The sequence below is a fragment of the Actinomycetospora lutea genome (genome assembly GCF_028737205.1).
Taxonomy (GTDB): Bacteria; Actinomycetota; Actinomycetes; order Mycobacteriales; family Pseudonocardiaceae; genus Actinomycetospora; species Actinomycetospora lutea.
Genome location: NZ_JAQZAL010000022.1, coordinates 66,908 through 84,377 on the forward strand (window position 1 = coordinate 66,908; position 17,470 = coordinate 84,377).

Sequence of the window (17,470 nt, forward strand, 5' to 3'; positions counted from 1 at the left end):
CATCCGCACGGGTCGAGCTCCGCTGCGCTCCGTCTCCCCGGCCCGTCATGGCGGCGGAGCCTACGCGGCCGTCACAGGGCGGTGCGGACCGCGTAGAGCTCGGGGAAGAACGAGAGGTCGAGCACGCGGCGCAGGAACGACGCCCCGCTCGTCCCGCCGGTACCGGTGCGCAGCCCGATGGTCCGCTCGACGGTCTTGAGGTGGCGGAAGCGCCAGAGCTGCAGGTTGTCCTCGATGTCGACGAGCTCCTCGCAGGTCTCGTAGACGTCCCAGTGCTGCTCGGGGGCGTCGTAGATCGCGCGGAACACCTCGACGAGGCGCGCGTCCTCGTGGTGGGGCGCGCGGACGTCGCGGCGCAGGAGGTCCTCGGGCACGGCGTGGCCGCGGCGGGCCAGCAGGCGCAGGAACTCGTCGTAGAGGCTCGGGCGCTCCAGCGCGGACGTGAGCAGGGCGTGCGCGGCCGGGTCGTCGGCGTGCACCTCCAGCATCGCCGGGTCCTTGGCGCCGAGGACGAACTCCACGGCGCGGTACTGGTAGCTCTGGAACCCCGAGGACGAGCCGAGGAAGCCGCGGAAGCGCTGGTACTCGGTGGGCGTGAGGGTCGCGAGCACCGTCCACTGCTCGATCAGCTGCTTCTGCACGTGCTTGACCCGCGCCAGGCGCTTGAGCGCGAGCGGGAGGTCGTCCTCGGCGAGGTCGTCGCACGCCCCGGTGAGCTCGTGGAGGGCGAGCTTGAGCCAGAGCTCCGAGGTCTGGTGCTGGATGATGAACAGCAGCTCGTCGTGCGCCTCGGGGCGCGAGAGCGGCGCCTGCGCGGTGAGCAGCGCGTCGAGGTGCAGGTAGCGACCGTAGGTCAGGGGCTCGCTCATGCCCCCGATCCTCGCGAGGAGCCGAGCACCTCCGCCAGCGTCGCGAGGGCCCCGTCGAGCTCGGCGGCCGTCGGGCCCGCCCAGCCGACGAGCACGCCGGACACGGTGCCGGGACCCAGGTGGTACTCGGCGAGCCCGCCGACGCGCACGCCCGCCCGCGCCGCGGCGGCGACGAGGGCGTCCTCGGCGGCGCGGTCGGGCAGCGGGACGACGAGGTGCGCGCCCGCGCGGTCGCCGCGCACGGTGTGCCCGGCCGCGGCGACGGCGTCGACGACCCGGGTGCGCCGGGCGGCGAGCTCGCGGCGCAGGCGGGCGAGGTGGCGGGCCAGCGCGCCGTCGGCGTGCAGGGCGGCGACCACCTGCTGGCCGGCCGGCGCGGGGCGCACGCTCGTGGCCTGCCGGCGCGCCAGCACCGCCTCGCGCCAGGGCGGCGGCGCGACCATCCAGCCCGCGCCCAACGTCTGGGTCAGGATCTTGCTCGTGGTGCCGAGGTGCACGGTGACGTCCGGGGCCAGCCCGGCGAGCAGGGGCAGCGGGGCGACGTCGTAGCGCAGCTCGCCGTCGTAGTCGTCCTCGACGAGCAGCAGCCCCTCGGCGCGGGCGCGGGCGACGAGCTCCGCGCGCCGGGCGACGGGCAGGCGCGCGCCGAGCGGGTACTGGTGGGCGGGGGTGAGGTAGACGGCGTCGACGCCGGCCGGCACGTCCGCGACGCGCAGGCCCTCGTCGTCGACACCCACCCCGACCACGACCGCGCCGGCGTCCTGCAGCAGCGCGGTGGCCCGCCCGTAGCCCGGGTCCTCGACCACGACCCGCGGTGCGCGCCCGAGGTGGGTGCGCAGGACCGCCACGATCTCGGCGAAGCCGTCGGTGGTGCCGGACGTGGCGAGGACGTCGTCGGGCGTCGCGGCGAGCCCGCGGTGGTGCAGCAGCAGGCGCGCGACGGCCTCGCGGTAGGCGGGCACCCCGGCGGGCTCGGGGCGGGCGGCGGGCTCCCGGTCGCCGGCGCGGCGCCAGGCCCGCCGCCATGCCTGCCGGTCGAGCACCGCGACGCACGGCGACCCGGGCCGCAGGTCGACTCCGCCACCATGTGAGCGAACTTCGGGGCTATGGCCCCGAAGTTCGCTCACGTGGGCGGTGGCCAGCACGTAGGTGCCGGCGCCGCGGCGGGGGCCGAGCCAGCCCTCGGCGACGAGCTGGTCGTAGGCGGCGGCGGTGACCGTGCGGCTCACGCCGAGCTCGTCGGCGAGCGCGCGGGTCGAGGGCACCCGCTCCCCGACCCGCAGCGCGCCCCGGGCGACGGCGGCCCGCAGCCCCTCGGCGAGCTGCACCGCGAGCGGTGTCGCCGCCGCACGGTCCAGCGGGAGTGCGAGCTCCGGGGACACACCGCGCACGAGTGGCCTCCTGGACTCGCCGGCAAGTGGCCGTTCGAGCATGCCACTCCGGCGCCCACCATGGTGGCCATGGCCGCCACGACCACGACTCCGGGCACGCTCTCCCCCACCGACCGCTCCCGCGTCCGCCGCCACCGCGACCGCCAGCGCGAGGACCGGGCCGAGCTGCACGCCGTGCTCGACGAGGCGCTCGTCGCGCACCTGGGCCGCGTCGTCGACGGCGAGCCCGTGGTGCTGCCGACCATGCACGCGCGCCTCGGCGACGTGCTCTACCTGCACGGGTCGAGCGGCGCGGCGAGCCTGCGGGGCGGCGAGCAGGTCTGCGTCACGGTCACGCTGATCGACGGCCTGGTCTACGCGCGCCGCTGGTTCAGCCACTCCGCGAACTACCGCAGCGCGGTCGTCCGCGGTCACGCCCGCACGGTCACCGACCCCGACGAGGCGCTCGCCGCCCTCCGCGCGCTCGTCGCCCACGTCGCGCCCGGCCAGGAGGACCACGCCGCAGCGCCGAGCCGCAAGGAGATGGGCGCGACCTCGGTGATCGCGATCGACCTGACCGAGGCGAGCGTCAAGGCGCGCACGGGTCCCCCGGGCGACGGCGACGCGGTCGCCGGGGGCGACGGCCGCTGGGCCGGCGTGGTGCGGCTCGAGACGCGCGTGGCCGAGGTCACGACGTGCCCGGCGCTGCCCGCGGACACGCCGGTCCCGGCGCACGTGCCGAGGATCTAGACCAGGGCCGGCTCGCGCCGCGCGGTGACGGGCACCCGGCGACGCAGCTGCACCGTGGTGCCCGTGGCGCCGGGCAGCACGGCGGTGGCGTGCATGAGCTCGCGCATCAGCGGCAGCCCGCGGCCGCGCCAGCCCGGCCCGCTGCTCGGGCGCCAGGCACCCTCGTCGACCACGGTGACGACGAGGTCGCGGCCGGTCAGCAGCGGGCACGACACCGCGGCCCACAGCGTCATGAGGCCGGGCGCGCCGCGCTCGGCGTAGGCGTGGTCGACGACGTTGGCCAGCGCCTCGTACACGGCGAGCGCGAGGTCGTCGGCGGTGTCCTGGTCGGTGATCGTGCCGACCCAGTACCGGAAGCGGCGGCGCAGCGTGGCGGCGTTCTCGGTGGTCGCGAGCGCGCAGAGCTCGAGCGGCGCCACGGCCGTCGCCGGCGCCGTCCTCGGGCCCATCCGCTGCAGCACGTCCATCGCGATCAGTGTTCCCGGGGCCGTCCGGACGAAACGCGGTGGGGCGGGAGACGAAGCGGAGCGGAGCTCGACCCGTGTGAGAGCTCACTCCACCTTCAGCTCGCGGTTGATCAGTTCGTCGCCGACCTCCTTGGCCGACACCTCCCCGTCGCACACCCGCCGGACGGCGTCGACGATCGGGGTGTCGACGCCGTGGCGCCGGGCCAGCTCGCTGATCGCGTCGCAGGACTTCACGCCCTCGGCGACCTGGCCGTGGTTCGCCTCCTCGGCCTCGGCGACCGACAGCCCGCGGCCCAGCGCCTCGCCGAAGCGCCGGTTGCGCGACAGCGGCGAGGCGCACGTGGCCACCAGGTCGCCCATGCCGGCCAGCCCGGCGAGCGTCAGCGGCTCGGCACCCAGCGCCACCGCGAGCCGCGAGATCTCGGCGAGCCCCCGCGTGATCAGCGAGGCCATCGTGTTGTCGCCGTACCCGAGCCCCGCGGCCGTGCCGCACGCGAGCGCGATGACGTTCTTGCAGGCCCCGCCCAGCTCGCAGCCGACGACGTCGGTGTTCGTGTAGGGCTTGAAGTAGCCGGTGGAGCACGCGTGCTGCACCGCGATCGCGCGCTCGTGGTCGCGACACGCCACCACGGTCGCGGTCGGCTGCTCGGCGGCGATCTCGCCCGCGAGGTTGGGCCCGGAGACGACGGCGACGCGGTCGGGGGCGGCGCCGGTGACCTCGCAGATCACCTCGCTCATGCGCAGCAGCGTGCCGCGCTCGACACCCTTGGCCAGGCTGACCAGGGTCACGCCGTCGGGCAGGTGCGGGCGCCAGTGCTCGAGGTTCTCGCGCAGCTTCTGCGCCGGGAGCGCGAGCACGACGGCCTGGGCGCCCTCGAGGGCCTCGTCGGCGTCGGCGGTCGCGGCGAGCTCGGCCGGCAGCCAGATGTCGGGCAGGTACTCGGGGTTGCGGTGCTCGCGGGTCACGGTCGCGGCGACCTCGGCCCGGCGCGCCCACAGGATCACCGGCGTGCCCGCGTCGGCGAGGACCTTGGCGAAGGTCGTGCCCCACGAGCCCGCGCCGAGCACGGCGACCCGGTCCAGCGGAGGCACGCCGTCCGGGAGGACCGCGCTCACCGCTCGCCCCGCGCGCCGCGGGTGGGCTCGGGCGCCGCCTCGCCGCGGACCTCCCCGAGCAGCTCGCGCACCGCCGTCATCATCCGCTCCGTGGTCTCGCGCAGCAGGGGGCGCGGGCCGCGGTCGGCGAGGCGGGCGCGCAGGTCGTCCAGCGGGATCGGCGGGCCCGCCTTCACCGTGATCGTCGTGCGCCAGGAGGGCCGGAAGCGGCGGCGGTAGTGGTCGTAGACCGACTTCGTCCCCCAGTGCACGACGGGGATGACGGGCACGTCGGCGTCGAGCGCGAGGCGCGCGGCGCCCGAGCGCGCCGCCATCGGCCACCCGGCCTCGTCGCGGGTGATCGTGCCCTCGGGGTAGATCACGACGACGCCGTCGTCCGCGAACGACGTGCGCGCCGCCTCGAGGCTCGCGCCCGCCTCCGCCGAGCCGCGGCTGACCGGGATCTGGCGGCTGCCCTGCAGCACCCGCCCGAACAGCGGGAGCTTCCACAGCGAGGCCTTGGCGAGGAAGCGCGGCACCCGCCGCGCCTTGTGCACGAACACCGCCGTGTAGACGGGGTCGAGGTAGGAGACGTGGTTGCACACCAGCAGCGCCGGCCCCTGCGCGGGGATGTGCTCGAGACCCTCCATGCGGCGCTTCGCCAGCACCAGGGTCAGCGGGTAGAACACGGCGGCGGCCAGGGCCACCGCCGGCCCGCCCTTCTCGCGCGCCCGTGCCACCGGCTCGCCACCTCCGCCTCGTCAGTCCGTTCGGGCACGGAGGGGAACCGTCCCGACGCGCGCAGTCTCTCCCGCGCCCGGCGAGCGGTCCAGCGAGACCCGCCACCGTCACCTCGCTGGGCCGGACGGGGGCAGACTGGGGAGGTGGACGTCGCGGTCGACCTCGTGGTGCCGGTCAAGGAGCTGCGCCGCGCGAAGTCGCGGCTGGCCCCCGCCGTGGCCGACCTCCCCGGCGACGACGCCGACCGCGAGCAGGCCCACCACGCGCTGGCCCTCGCGCTGGCCCGCGACACGCTCGCGGCCGCGCGGTCCGCCCGGCGGGTCGGGCGCCTCGTGGTCGTCACCACCGAGTCCGCCGAGCGCCTCGGCGGGGCCGGCGAGCCCCGCGAGGTCGTGCACGACGAGGGCGGGGGCCTCAACGCCGCCGTCCGCGCCGGCGAGGCGCACCTGCGGCGCGGCCGTCACGACCGGGAGGCTCGGGCCGTCGCCGCGCTGCAGGCCGACCTGCCGTCCCTGCGCCCCGAGGAGCTCGACGACGCCCTGGCGCGGGCGGCGGCGCTGTTCGCGGGCGGGGCCGACGCGGCCGTCGTCGCCGACCACGACGGCACCGGCACGACGCTGCTGATCGCCGCGCCCGGTCGGGCGCTGCGTCCCCGCTTCGGTCCGGGCTCCGCGCGGGCCCACGTGCGTGGCGGCGCGGTCGCCCTCGACGGCCACTGGCCGGGCCTGCGCAGCGACGTCGACACCGTCGCCGACCTGGGCCGCGCCCGCGCCCTCGGCACCGGCCCCGCCACCCGCGCCTGGTCGGACGACCGGGCCCACCGCCCGGTCGGCGCCCCGTCCGGGCCGTCCTGACGCGACAGGACCCGGGGACACCTCGGCCCCCGGGCCCCGCTGCCGGTCGACGGTCAGCCCGCGCCGCCCGTGCTGTTCGTGCCGCCCGTGCTGTCCGTGCCGCCCGTGCCGCCGGCGCCGTCCGTGGCGGTCGTGCCCCCGGAGCCCGCGGCGCCGTCGGAGCTGGTGCCGCCGCCGTCGCGCTCGCCGCGGTCCTCCCGGGGCTCGACGGGCGGGTCGATCGGCGGGACCGTGGTGCCGCCGGTCGGGCGCGGCTCGAAGGGCGGGTCGATCGGCACGGTGGGCGTGGGGGTGCCGCCGCCCGGCGGGTGCGCGGGTCCGCCGTGCCCGGTGGTGGGAGCGGGCACGTTCGTGCCGTCGGGACGGACCGTGCCGCCGTCGGGCAGCGTGGTCTCCTTGCGGATGCTGCCGTCCGGGTTGCGCACCTGACCGCCCGCGTCACGGATCACGCCGTCCCGGACGGTGCCGGTGAGGATGTTCACCGGCTTGCCGTGGGGGTGGTACACGACGACGGAGTCGTCGTCGCCCCGGTTGTCGGTGATCACCGTGACGAACCCGTCGTGGCCACGCACGATCGTCACGCCCTCGACCCGCCGGTCCCCGATCGGCGAGCCGCTGCCGTCGAGGAGCGTCCCGTCCGGGGCCAGGACGACGAGCTCGCCGCCCTGCTCGGAGAGGCGCACGTACTCGCGCGCCGAGCCGTCGCGGTTGCGGTAGGTGCCGGCGGAGTCGCGGTAGCCGCCGTCGGGCAGCGGGACGGCCCCGGCGGGCAGCGGCGGCAGGGTGAGGATCCGGCCGTCGACGGTCTGGATGCGCCCGTCGGACAGCGTGATCGACCCGTCCCAGTTGAAGGTCCCGGTCAGCGGGGGCGCCGGCGGGGTCGCGGGCCCCGGGGTGACGGGGTCGGGCGACGCCGGGCCCTGCGTGACGGGGTCGGGGGTGCCGTCGGTGGCGGGGGTCGGGCCGCGGTCGGTCACGTCGGGGGTGCCGGCCCGCGTGACGGGCCCGCCCGTGTCGGGGTGGTGGAAGGTGTGGGTCGCGATCGGGCTCGCGGTGGAGACGACGCTCGTCACGCCGGCCTCGCTGCTGCGCCGGGGTGTGAGCGGGTTGCCCGAGAAGCACTTCACCGTGGGCTGGCCGTAGCTGTCGACGAACACCGCGGTGCCGGCCGCGAGCACGGCGGACCGGGGGACGTCCGCGCCGGCGCGGTAGCCGTGGTCGACCACGGCGGTGTCGGCCCGCAGCACCACCGGCGTCAGGCTCCCGACGAACGCGGGCAGCTCGGCGGGCGTGGTGCGCTGGACCTGCGCCCACACGGCCGCGCGCGCCGGGTCCGTCTGCAGGGCACCGAGGAGCGCCTGCGCGTCACAGGACGGGTCGGCGGGGTCGGCGGCGTACATCTCGCGGGTGTCGCCGGCCTGCTCGCCGCCGGGACCGGTCGACGTGAGCCCCGCCCGGTCCGTGCCCACCGGTGCTGTGAACGGGTCGTCGCCGGCGAAGGAGACCGTCTCGTACGCGGTCCGCGTGCCGAACGGGTCCAGCCCGCCGACCACCCCGGCGACGCCGGCGACCGCGGCCAGGGCGAGCGCCCCGACGGCGATCCGGGTCCCGACCGGGCGACGGGGCGGTGGTGCACCGGGCGGCGGGACGGATCGTCTCCGCCCGCCACCCGCGATCGCGGGGAGGCGGTCGGTGGGGGTGTCGAGGGTGTGGCTCATGGTGGTGCCTTCCTGGAGGTCGTGGTGGGGCACGGTGCGCCGCGGGGGTTCGGGCGCTGCTCGCCGTCGATGAAATCCGCAGGTCGGGGCCCATGCGCGGAGCGTTGCGGTGTCGGCCGCCCGAGCCGCCGGTGCTCGCGGGGTCGGCGCCGCCGCCTGACCCGAGCCGGTGGCGCGGACCTGGCGGGGGTGGCACACGTCGCGGACCCTCGCGACACCGGAACACCTACGGCACGATCGGCGCGTGAGCCCTTCCGCGTCCTCCGCGTCCTCCGCGACGTCGACCGGATCGATCGAGCAGGCGCACGGAGCCGACGGGGCCCGCGAGGCGACCGACCCCTCGGTCCTCACCGGCCCCCACCCGCCGGCCGCGCCCGACGAGACGGCCCGGTCGGTGCGCCGCACCCCCTCCGCGCCGGCGGCCCCGACCTCGGGCCCCGCCGTCGCCGCGGACCTGCCCTCCGACCGCTACGACAGCCGGGAGCTGTCGTGGCTGGAGTTCAACGCGCGCGTGCTCGCGCTGGCCGAGGACACGAGCCAGCCGCTGCTCGAGCGGGCGAAGTTCCTGTCGATCTTCGCGTCGAACCTCGACGAGTTCTACATGGTCCGCGTGGCCGGCCTGAAGCGCCGCGACGAGGCCGGTCTCGCGGTGCGCGGGGCCGATGGCCTGACGCCCCGCGAGCAGCTCGTCCGCATCGCCGCCCGTACCCAGGAGCTCTCCCACAAGCACGCCCGGGTGTTCCTCGACGAGGTCCGTCCGGGGCTCGACGAGGCCGGCATCCACATCATCGACTGGTCGCAGGTCGCCGAGTCGGCCCGCCCGCGGCTCTCGGACTGGTTCGCCCGCCAGGTGTTCCCGGTGCTCACGCCGCTCGCGGTGGACCCGGCCCACCCGTTCCCCTACATCTCGAACCAGTCGCTCAACCTCGCGGTCGCGGTGCACGACCCGCAGACCGGCACCGAGCACTTCGCCCGCGTCAAGGTCCCCAACAACGTGCCGCGCCTGGTGCGGGTCGGGCCCGAGCCCGAGCCCCGCCCGGACACCGACGGCGCCGCGACCCACGACCGGCAGGCGTGGTTCCTGCCGATCGAGGACCTGATCGCCGAGAACCTCGACCAGCTGTTCGAGGGCATGGACGTGGTCGAGCACCACGTCTTCCGGGTGACCCGCAACGCCGACCTCGAGGTCGAGGAGGACCGCGACGAGGACCTGCTGCAGGCCCTCGAGCGCGAGCTCGCGCGTCGGCGCTTCGGCCCGCCGGTGCGCCTCGAGATCACCGACACGATGAGCGAGCACATGCTCGAGCTGCTGCTGCGCGAGCTCGACGTCGACCCGCACGACGTGGTGCAGGTGCCCGGCCTGCTCGACCTCTCGGCGCTCATGGAGCTCATGGGGCTGAACCGCCCCGAGCTCAAGGACCCGGTGTTCGTGCCGGCGACCCACCCCGCGTTCAGCGAGGGCGAGACGCCCAAGAGCGTGTTCGCGACCCTGCGCGAGGGGGACGTCCTCGTCCACCACCCCTACGACTCGTTCTCCACGAGCGTGCACCGCTTCATCGAGCAGGCCGCGGCGGACCCCAAGGTGCTGGCGATCAAGCAGACGCTCTACCGCACGTCGGGCGACTCGCCGATCGTCGAGTCGCTGATCGACGCGGCCGAGGCGGGCAAGCAGGTCGTGGCCGTGGTGGAGATCAAGGCCCGCTTCGACGAGCGCGCCAACATCGGCTGGGCGCGGGCGCTGGAGCGCGCGGGCGTGCACGTCGTCTACGGGCTCGTCGGGCTCAAGACCCACTGCAAGGCCGTGCTGGTCGTGCGCCAGGAGGGCTCGACGATCAAGCGGTACTGCCACCTCGGCACCGGCAACTACAACCCCAAGACCGCACGCCTCTACGAGGACATCGGCCTGTTCACCGCCGACGAGACGATCGCCGCCGACCTCACCGACCTGTTCAACGTGCTCACCGGCTACGCCCGGCGCACGTCGTACCGCCGCCTGCTGGTCGCCCCGTACGGGCTGCGGCGCGGCATCCTCGAGCGGATCGACGGGGAGCGCGAGCGCGCCGAGCGCGGCGAGACCGCGGGCATCCGGGTCAAGGTCAACGGGCTGGTCGACGAGCAGATCATCGACGCGCTCTACCGGGCCTCGGCGGCCGGCGTCCCGGTCGACCTCGTGGTGCGCGGCCTGTGCTCGCTGCGGGCGGGCGTCCCCGGGCTCTCCGAGAACATCCGGGTGCGCTCGATCCTCGGGCGCTTCCTGGAGCACTCCCGGATCTTCCACTTCGTCGGGGCCGAGGAGCGCTGGATCGGCAGCGCGGACATGATGCACCGGAACCTCGATCGACGCGTGGAGGCGCTCGTGCCGGTGTCCGACCCCCGCCTCGTCGCGCAGCTCGACGACATCATGGACTCGGCGGTGTCGCCGTCGACGCGCTGCTGGATCCTGCGACCCGACGGCTCCTGGGATCCGTGGCCCGTCGCGGCCGGGGAGGACCACGAGGGCATGGCCGTCGACGACCACCAGGTGCAGCTGCTGCGGCAGGCGGGGAAGTGACCGTGGGAGACGCAGCGGAGCGGAGCTCGACCCGACCGGTGGGAGACGCAGCGGAGCGGAGCTCGACCCGATGCCGGTGGGAGACGCAGCGGAGCGGAGCTCGACCCGATGACGGTGGTCGCAGCGGGGGCGGTGCTGTGGCGTCCGGCCGGGGACGACGGCACCGACGAGAAGGTCGAGGTCGCCGTCGTCCACCGTCCGCACCGCGGCGACTGGAGCCTGCCCAAGGGCAAGGTCGACCCGGGCGAGACGCGCGTCGACGCCGCGGTGCGCGAGATCGTCGAGGAGACCGGCTTCGCGACCGTGCTGGGCCGGCACCTGCAGACGGTGCGCTACCCGGTGAACGGCGAGGAGAAGGTCGTCGAGTTCTGGGCCGCGCGGGCCCGCGAGGGCGCGTTCGTCCCCGGAGACGAGACCGACGAGCTGCGCTGGCTGGCCCCGGCCGACGCCGCGCCGCTGCTGACCTACGCCTCCGACCGCGACGTGCTCGACGCCTTCGCCGCGCGCCCGGCGGGCCTGCGCACCGTCCTGCTCGTGCGCCACGCCCTCGCGGGCAAGCGCACGGAGTGGTCGCGGCCCGACGCCGAGCGCCCGCTCGACGCCGAGGGCCGCGAGCAGGCCCAGCAGCTCGCCGGGCTGCTCGCGGGGTTCGGGGTGGGAGCGCTGCACGCGGTCCCGATCGTGCGCTGCCGGCAGACCCTCGAGCCGTACGCCGCGCTCACCGGGCTCGCCGTGCACGACACCCCGGAGCTGGGCGACGGCGCGGTCGAGGCGGACGAGGCCGCGGCGCTCGCCACGCTCGCCCGGCTGGCCTCCGGTGCCGACGCCGCCGGTACCACCGTCGCGGCGTGCGCCCAGGGCGAGGGCATCCCGCGCCTCGTGCGCGCCCTCGCCGCGGCCGCCCCCGTGCCCCCGGAGTCCGAGCGCGACCTCACCGACCCGCCGTGCCGCAAGGGCAGCGTCTGGGTCCTCTCGTTCGGCCCCGACGGCGAGCTCGTGGCCGCGGACTACCACCGCGACGCGATCTTCTAGAGATCCGCACCACGGGACGAATCGCCCGTGCCGGGACGCGCGGGGAGCAATCAGGGCGGGCGCGGACGGCCGCTCCGATTGGGCTAGCGTCGGGCCGCCCCCAGCCCCCGCTCCCTCCCCGCCGGGCTCCCCACCGGCGTCGCTGCCTCCGTCGTCCACCCCGCAGGAGCTTGCCCCGGTGCGTCCGTCGAACACCCGACGCGTCCGCCAGGTCGTCCTCGTCGTCGTCGCCGCGGCCGTCCTGCTGGGCGTCAACGTCCCCCCGGCGTGGTCGTACATCAGCGAGTGGCGCCACGAGGAACTGATCAACAGCCCCGACTACGTGCGGCAGTTCGGGCACTGGGACACGATCGACGTCCCGGACCCGAACCGCGTCAACGCGATCCACGCGGCGCTCCTGTCCACCGGCAAGGTCCTGCTCATCGCCGGGTCGGGCAACAAGGAGGACATGTTCGCGACGCGGGCGCTCAAGAGCCTGCTCTACGACCCGTCGACCGGGCAGTCGCGGATGATCCCGGTGCCCGACGACATGTTCTGCGGCGGCCAGACGACGCTGCCCGACGGGCGCCTGCTCGTCGCAGGCGGCACGCAGCGCTACGAGAAGCTCGACGGCGCGGTCACCAACGCCGCCGGCACGATGACGGTCAAGAACGAGGACCCGAACAACCCGATGGTGCTGCCGGCGGGCACCGTGTTCGTCTCCCCCACCGGCGTGCGCTACCGCGCCGACGCCGAGACCGCGCTCCCGCCCGCGGCCAAGACGGGCCAGGGCCGCCGCACGCAGGTGACGGCCTCGGAGGAGCCGGTCTTCGTCGAGGCCGTCGACCCCGGACCGGCCGCGAGCAACGAGAACCCCGCGCAGTACCAGGTCGAGGGCCTGCCGCCGGCGGTCGCGCGCAACGTCTACGGCCAGGGCCAGCAGATGACCCTGCGCAAGCAGGACTACCAGGGCACCAACCAGGCCTACACGTTCGACCCGGTGCAGGAGACGTGGTCGCGGGTCTCCGACATGGCGTTCCACCGCTGGTACGCCACGCTCACGCCGATGTCGGACGGCCGGGTGCTGACGACGGCCGGCCTCGACGGCACCGGCGAGGTCCTCAACGGGCAGACGGAGCTCTTCGACCCGCGGACCGACGCGTTCGTCGAGCGCAAGGACCTCACCCACTACTTCCCGACCTACCCGGCGATCTTCGAGACCGACCGGGTCGGGCGGATGGTCTACACCGGCGCGAACGCGGGCTACGGGCCCGCCGACCGGGGCCGCGAGCCCGGCTTCTGGGACACCGACACCGGGGCCTTCACGGCCATCCCCGGCCTGCGCGACCCCGACCTGCTCGAGACGGCCGGCTCGTCGTTCGTCGGCCCGGTGAACGACCAGCGCATGGCCGTCGTCGGCGGGGGCGGCGTCGGCGAGAGCCCGCGGGCGACCGGCCGGATCGACTACCTCGACATGCGCGACCCGGCGCCGCACTTCACGCCGGGCCCGTCACTGCCCGAGGGCGTGCGCTACCCGAACCTCGTCAACCTGCCCGACGACACGACGCTGATCTCCGGCGGGTCGCGGGACTACCGGGGCAAGGGCGGGACGAACAACCACATCGCGCGCCTGCTGCACCCCGACACCGGCGAGCTCTCCCCCGCCGCCGACCCGGCCGTCGGGCGCGACTACCACACCGAGGCGATCCTGCTGCCCGACGGCCGCGTGCTCACGGCAGGCTCGGACCCGCTGTTCGACGACGAGCAGAACCTCGTCCCGGGCACCTTCGAGCAGCGCATCGAGATCTACAGCCCGCCCTACCTCTACCGGGGCGCGCGGCCCACGATCGCCGACGCGCCGCCCACGCTGGCCCGCGACCAGACGGCGACGATCCCGACGCCCGACGCGGGCCACGTCCGCACCGCCCGCCTGATCAAGGCGTCGACCGCCACCCACGTGACGACGACCGACATGCGCTCGGTCGCGCTCGACGTCGGCCCGGCCGCGAACGGCGTCTCGGTGCACGTGCCGGAGAACCCGGCCCTGACCCCGCCGGGCCCGTACATGCTCTTCCTCGTCGACGACCGCGGCGTGCCCTCGGTGGGGCGGATGGTCTCGGTCGGCCCGGGCCCGCGGGCGCTCACGGACTGAGGGCCTCCGGCCACGGGAGTGGTCCGGGTCCTCGTGGCGACCCGGATCACGACGTGGCGGCAGCCCTCTTCTCCTCCTGGAACGTGTCCTCGTCGGCGCCCCGGCGCCAGTAGCCCGAGATCGAGAGCATCTCCCGCGCGACCCCCCGCTCCTCGAGCACGTGCCCGCGCAGCGCCTTCACCCGATACTCAGGACAGCCGAAGTTCACAGTCGGCCGGCGACCCGGACCAGGTCGGCCAGGGCCCGCGAGCGGCTGTGCGCGGGCCACGCGATGACGGTGGTGACCGGCGGCGCGTCGACCAGGGGCACCGCGACGACGTCGTCGGCGAGCCCGTGGCGGGCGGACTCGGGCAGCACGGCGATCGCGCGCCCGAGCGAGACGAGCTGGCGCAGCTGCGCGGTGTCCCGGACCCGCGGGCCCGGGCCGTCGGGGTACGACCCGTCGGGGAGGGGCCACCGGGGCAGCGGCTCCTGCGCGACGTCGGCCATCCGCAGCGGGCCGCGGGCGGCGAGCGGGTGCCCGGCGGGGAGGAACACCGCCTGCCCCTCGGTCGTCAGGTCCTCGGTGTCGAAGCCGGCCGTCGCGTCGAAGGGGCGGTGCAGCAGGGCGACGTCGGCGCGCCCGTCGCGCAGGAGCCGCTCCTGCTGCCCCGGCCCGCACAGCTGCACGTCGACCTCGACCGCCGACGCCTCCGCCGCGTAGGCGTCGAGCAGCTTCGCGAGCAGCTCCTCCGAGGCGCCCGCCTTGGAGACGAGGACGAGTCCCGCGCCGTCGTGGGTGCGGCGGGCCCGGCGCTCGGCGGCGTCCACCGCGTCGAGCGCCGCCCGGCCCTCGGCCAGCAGGACCGCCCCGGCCTCGGTGAGGGCGACCCCGCGGGTGGTGCGGTCGAGCAGCCGGGCCCCGACACGGCGCTCCAGTTGCTGGATGGCCCGCGAGAGCGGCGGCTGGGCGATGCCGAGGCGCTCGGCGGCCCGCCCGAAGTGCCGTTCCTCGGCGACCGCGACGAAGTACCTCAGCTCGCGTGTCTCCACGCCCTCCTTGATACCGCTCCGGTGATACCTCTGGGGTATGGGCGGGCACCGAGGCGGTCTTGGACCGCCCCGCCGCCGCGGGCACAGGATCGACGTCATGAGCGAGGACAAGACCACGGCCCTGGTCACCGGGGCGAACAAGGGCATCGGCTTCGAGATCGCCGCGGGCCTGGGCGCCCTGGGCCGGCGGGTCGGCGTGGGGGCGCGCGACGACGCCCGCCGCGAGGAGGCCGTCGAGAAGCTGCAGGCCTCGGGCATCGACGCGTTCGGGGTCCCGCTCGACGTCACCGACGACGCGAGCGTCGCCGCGGCGGCCGCGTCGTTCGACCGGCTCGACGTGCTGGTCAACAACGCCGGCATCACCGGCGACCGGCCGCAGGAGCCGACGCAGGTCAGCATCGACACGATGCGCGCGGCGGTCGAGGTGAACGTCTACGGCGTCGTGCGGGTCACCAACGCGTTCCTGCCGCTGCTGCGCCGCTCGGCGCACCCGCGGATCGTCAACGTGTCGTCGGGCGTCGGCTCGCTGACCCGCCAGACCTCCGACGGGGAGACCGGCCCGATCTCGGCCGCGTACTCCCCCTCGAAGACCTTCCTCAACGCCGTCACGGTCCAGTACGTCAAGGAGCTGGCCGACACGAACATCAAGATCAATCTGGCCTGCCCGGGCTACGTCGCGACCGACCTCAACGGGTTCCGCGGCCACCGCACCCCGCAGCAGGGCGCGGCGACCCCGATCCGGCTCGCGACGCTGCCCGACGACGGGCCGACCGGCGGCTACGTCGAGGACGCCGGGTCGATCCCCTGGTAGCTCCTCACATCGTGACCGGCTTGTGCGCCGGTCGTGTCGCCTCGAAGGCGTCGATGTCGTCGGCGTGGCGCAGGGTCAGGCCGATGTCGTCGAGGCCTTCCATGAGCCGCCAACGCGTGTAGTCGTCGACGGTGAACCGCACGGTGAGGTCGTCGGCGGTCACCGTCCTCGCCTCGAGGTCGACGGTCAGCTCGAGGCCCGGGCGCTCCTCGATCTTCTTCCACAGCAGCTCGACGTCGGACTGGTCGACGGTGGCGGCGAGCAGGCCGGCCTTCGACGAGTTGCCCTTGAAGATCTCGCCGAAGCGCGACGAGATGACGACGCGGAAGCCGAAGTCCATGAGCGCCCAGACGGCGTGCTCGCGGGACGAGCCGGTGCCGAAGTCGGAGCCCGCGACGAGGACGCTGCCGCGCGAGAAGGGCTCGACGTTGAGCACGAACTGCGGGTCGGCGCGCCAGGACGCGAACAGCCCGTCCTCGAAGCCCGTGCGCGTGACGCGCTTGAGGTAGACCGCCGGGATGATCTGGTCGGTGTCGACGTTCGACACGCGCAGGGGCGTGCCGATGCCGGTGTGGGTCGAGAACTTGTCCATGACGGGTCCCCTCAGGCGAACTGCGGCGTGGCGGACCCGGCGAGGTCCTCGGGCGAGGACAGCGTGCCGCGGACGGCGGTCGCGGCGGCGACGAGCGGCGACACGAGGTGCGTGCGCCCGCCCTTGCCCTGGCGGCCCTCGAAGTTGCGGTTCGACGTCGACGCGCACCGCTGTCCGGGCTCGAGCTGGTCGGGATTCATGCCGAGGCACATCGAGCAGCCCGCCGAGCGCCACTCGGCGCCCGCGTCGGTGAACACCGCGTCGAGCCCCTCGGCCTCGGCCTGCGCCTTGACGTGCATGGAGCCGGGGACCACGAGCATCTGCACGTCGTCGGCGACGCGGTGGCCCCGCAGCACGTCGGCGGCCGCGCGCAGGTCCTCGATGCGCGCGTTGGTGCACGACCCGAGGAACACCACGTCCACCGCGATGTCGCGCAGCCTCGTGCCGGGCTCGAGCGCCATGTAGTGCAGCGCCTTGCGCGTCGCCGCCGCGTCGTCGTCGTTCATCGTCGCGGGGTCCGGGACGCTCTCGGCGAGCGGCAGGCCCTGGCCGGGGTTGGTACCCCAGGTGACGAACGGCGTCAGCGCGTCGGCGTCGACGTGCACGACCGTGTCGAACTCGGCGTCGTCGTCGGTGCGCAGCTCGCGCCAGGCCGCGACGGCGGCGTCCCACTGCTCGCCCTTCGGGGCGTGCGGGCGGCCCTCCAGGTACGCGAACGTCGTCTCGTCCGGGGCGACCATGCCGGCGCGCCCGCCGGCCTCGATCGACATGTTGCACATGGTCATGCGGGCTTCCATCGTCATCTCCCGCACGGCCTGGCCGCGGTACTCGAGCACGTAGCCCGCCCCGCCGCCGGTGCCGATCTGCGCGATGACCGCGAGGATGACGTCCTTGCTGGTCACGCCCGGGCGCAGCGACCCGGAGATCTCGATCGCCATCGTCTTGAACGGGCGCAGCGGCAGCGTCTGGGTGGCCAGCACGTGCTCGACCTCGGACGTGCCGATGCCGAACGCGAGCGCGCCGAACGCCCCGTGGGTGGAGGTGTGGGAGTCGCCGCAGACCACCGTCGTGCCCGGCTGGGTCAGCCCCTGCTCCGGACCGATCATGTGCACGATCCCCTGGTTCTCGGTGCCCATGGGGAACAGGCGGACGCCGAACTCCTCGCAGTTCTTCCGCAGCGTCGACACCTGCGTCGCGGAGGTCTCGTCGGCGATGGGCAGGTGGAGGTCCTTGGTGGGGACGTTGTGGTCCTCGGTCGCCACCGTGAGGTCGGTGCGCCGCACGGGCCTGCCGGCCATGCGCAGGCCGTCGAAGGCCTGCGGGCTGGTGACCTCGTGCACGAGGTGGAGGTCGATGTAGAGCAGGTCGGGCTCCGTACCCCCTCCTTGGCCCTCTCCCCCCGCTCGGACCACGTGCTGGTCCCAGACCTTCTCCGCGAGCGTGCGTCCCACGTCGTT

Annotated in this window: 16 protein-coding genes; 6 read left to right on the forward strand and 10 right to left on the reverse strand. The window is 75.1% G+C overall.

Going from position 1 to position 17,470, the window contains the following annotated elements; translation table 11 throughout:
- Nucleotides 1–71: 71 nt before the first annotated feature.
- The gene (locus tag PHK61_RS22515) at nucleotides 72–869 is read right to left on the reverse strand and encodes a tryptophan 2,3-dioxygenase (protein ID WP_274283248.1); all 798 of its coding nucleotides are present in this window, start codon (nucleotides 867–869) and stop codon (nucleotides 72–74) included.
- Nucleotides 866–2,260, reverse strand: coding sequence for a MocR-like pyridoxine biosynthesis transcription factor PdxR (gene pdxR, locus PHK61_RS22520; protein WP_274283249.1), 1,395 nt, complete (start codon nucleotides 2,258–2,260; stop codon nucleotides 866–868). Before pdxR ends, PHK61_RS22515 begins: the two co-directional genes overlap by 4 nt.
- Before the next feature lie 69 nt (nucleotides 2,261–2,329).
- On the opposite strand from pdxR, the gene PHK61_RS22525 reads away from it, so the two are divergent.
- Nucleotides 2,330–2,989: a pyridoxamine 5'-phosphate oxidase family protein gene (locus PHK61_RS22525; protein WP_274283250.1), complete on the forward strand. Its 660-nt coding sequence runs from the start codon at nucleotides 2,330–2,332 to the stop codon at nucleotides 2,987–2,989.
- Here PHK61_RS22525 and PHK61_RS22530 read toward each other — a convergent pair.
- The 3 genes from PHK61_RS22530 to PHK61_RS22540 form a co-directional block, all read right to left on the reverse strand.
- Nucleotides 2,986–3,456 carry an ATP-binding protein gene (locus PHK61_RS22530; RefSeq protein WP_274283251.1) on the reverse strand — a complete coding sequence of 157 codons (471 nt, stop codon included), beginning with the start codon at nucleotides 3,454–3,456 and terminating at the stop codon, nucleotides 2,986–2,988. The two genes, PHK61_RS22525 and PHK61_RS22530, sit on opposite strands and share 4 nt — an antisense overlap.
- An 84-nt stretch (nucleotides 3,457–3,540) precedes the next feature.
- Complete coding sequence (locus PHK61_RS22535) at nucleotides 3,541–4,572, reverse strand: NAD(P)H-dependent glycerol-3-phosphate dehydrogenase (protein WP_420791429.1); 1,032 nt, start codon at nucleotides 4,570–4,572, stop codon at nucleotides 3,541–3,543.
- Nucleotides 4,569–5,291, reverse strand: coding sequence for a lysophospholipid acyltransferase family protein (locus PHK61_RS22540; RefSeq protein WP_274283252.1), 723 nt, complete (start codon nucleotides 5,289–5,291; stop codon nucleotides 4,569–4,571). The genes PHK61_RS22535 and PHK61_RS22540 overlap by 4 nt, the downstream gene beginning before the upstream one ends.
- A gap of 144 nt (nucleotides 5,292–5,435) precedes the next feature.
- On the opposite strand from PHK61_RS22540, the gene cofC reads away from it, so the two are divergent.
- Nucleotides 5,436–6,146 carry a 2-phospho-L-lactate guanylyltransferase gene (gene cofC, locus PHK61_RS22545; protein ID WP_274283253.1) on the forward strand — a complete coding sequence of 237 codons (711 nt, stop codon included), beginning with the start codon at nucleotides 5,436–5,438 and terminating at the stop codon, nucleotides 6,144–6,146.
- Between the two features lie 53 nt (nucleotides 6,147–6,199).
- Here cofC and PHK61_RS22550 read toward each other — a convergent pair whose 3' ends face one another.
- Nucleotides 6,200–7,864 carry a DUF6777 domain-containing protein gene (locus PHK61_RS22550; protein WP_274283254.1) on the reverse strand — a complete coding sequence of 555 codons (1,665 nt, stop codon included), beginning with the start codon at nucleotides 7,862–7,864 and terminating at the stop codon, nucleotides 6,200–6,202.
- Between the two features lie 244 nt (nucleotides 7,865–8,108).
- Here PHK61_RS22550 and PHK61_RS22555 point away from each other — a divergent pair, with 244 nt between their 5' ends.
- The 3 genes from PHK61_RS22555 (at nucleotide 8,109) to glxA (ending at nucleotide 13,578) form a co-directional block, all read left to right on the forward strand.
- On the forward strand, nucleotides 8,109–10,415 hold the full coding sequence (locus tag PHK61_RS22555) for an RNA degradosome polyphosphate kinase (RefSeq protein ID WP_420791430.1): 2,307 nt from the start codon (nucleotides 8,109–8,111) through the stop codon (nucleotides 10,413–10,415).
- Between the two features lie 108 nt (nucleotides 10,416–10,523).
- Nucleotides 10,524–11,447, forward strand: a complete 924-nt coding sequence (locus PHK61_RS22560) for an NUDIX hydrolase (protein WP_274283255.1) — start codon at nucleotides 10,524–10,526, stop codon at nucleotides 11,445–11,447.
- Between the two features lie 178 nt (nucleotides 11,448–11,625).
- Nucleotides 11,626–13,578: a radical copper oxidase GlxA gene (gene glxA / locus PHK61_RS22565; RefSeq protein ID WP_274283256.1), complete on the forward strand. Its 1,953-nt coding sequence runs from the start codon at nucleotides 11,626–11,628 to the stop codon at nucleotides 13,576–13,578.
- A gap of 46 nt (nucleotides 13,579–13,624) precedes the next feature.
- On the opposite strand, the gene PHK61_RS22570 is transcribed toward glxA, so the two are convergent.
- Together PHK61_RS22570 and PHK61_RS22575 are read right to left on the reverse strand one after the other, a co-directional pair.
- Nucleotides 13,625–13,759, reverse strand: a complete 135-nt coding sequence (locus PHK61_RS22570) for an SIP domain-containing protein (RefSeq protein WP_274283257.1) — start codon at nucleotides 13,757–13,759, stop codon at nucleotides 13,625–13,627.
- A gap of 23 nt (nucleotides 13,760–13,782) precedes the next feature.
- Nucleotides 13,783–14,610 carry a LysR family transcriptional regulator gene (locus PHK61_RS22575; RefSeq protein ID WP_274283258.1) on the reverse strand — a complete coding sequence of 276 codons (828 nt, stop codon included), beginning with the start codon at nucleotides 14,608–14,610 and terminating at the stop codon, nucleotides 13,783–13,785.
- Nucleotides 14,611–14,707: 97 nt separating this feature from the next.
- Between PHK61_RS22575 and PHK61_RS22580 the strand changes: the two genes are divergently transcribed.
- A complete protein-coding gene (locus PHK61_RS22580; protein ID WP_274283259.1) occupies nucleotides 14,708–15,421 on the forward strand; it encodes an SDR family oxidoreductase in 714 nt (237 codons plus the stop codon).
- Nucleotides 15,422–15,425: 4 nt separating this feature from the next.
- Here PHK61_RS22580 and leuD read toward each other — a convergent pair whose 3' ends face one another.
- Both leuD and leuC read right to left on the reverse strand, forming a co-directional pair.
- Nucleotides 15,426–16,013, reverse strand: coding sequence for a 3-isopropylmalate dehydratase small subunit (leuD, locus tag PHK61_RS22585; RefSeq protein ID WP_274283260.1), 588 nt, complete (start codon nucleotides 16,011–16,013; stop codon nucleotides 15,426–15,428).
- Nucleotides 16,014–16,024: 11 nt separating this feature from the next.
- On the reverse strand, nucleotides 16,025–17,464 hold the full coding sequence (gene leuC, locus PHK61_RS22590; protein WP_274283261.1) for a 3-isopropylmalate dehydratase large subunit: 1,440 nt from the start codon (nucleotides 17,462–17,464) through the stop codon (nucleotides 16,025–16,027).
- Between the last annotated feature and the right edge of the window lie 6 nt (nucleotides 17,465–17,470).

Excerpts from the sequence above, each read along its gene's own strand:
- PHK61_RS22530 (WP_274283251.1), bottom strand. The coding sequence starts at position 3,456 with ATGGACGTGCTGCAGCGGATGGGCCCGAGGACGGCGCCGGCGACGGCC.
- PHK61_RS22515 (WP_274283248.1), bottom strand. The coding sequence starts at position 869 with ATGAGCGAGCCCCTGACCTACGGTCGCTACCTGCACCTCGACGCGCTG.
- PHK61_RS22580 (WP_274283259.1), top strand. The coding sequence starts at position 14,708 with ATGAGCGAGGACAAGACCACGGCCCTGGTCACCGGGGCGAACAAGGGC.
- leuD (WP_274283260.1), bottom strand. The coding sequence starts at position 16,013 with ATGGACAAGTTCTCGACCCACACCGGCATCGGCACGCCCCTGCGCGTG.
- PHK61_RS22560 (WP_274283255.1), top strand. The coding sequence starts at position 10,524 with ATGACGGTGGTCGCAGCGGGGGCGGTGCTGTGGCGTCCGGCCGGGGAC.
- PHK61_RS22550 (WP_274283254.1), bottom strand. The coding sequence starts at position 7,864 with ATGAGCCACACCCTCGACACCCCCACCGACCGCCTCCCCGCGATCGCG.
- PHK61_RS22525 (WP_274283250.1), top strand. The coding sequence starts at position 2,330 with ATGGCCGCCACGACCACGACTCCGGGCACGCTCTCCCCCACCGACCGC.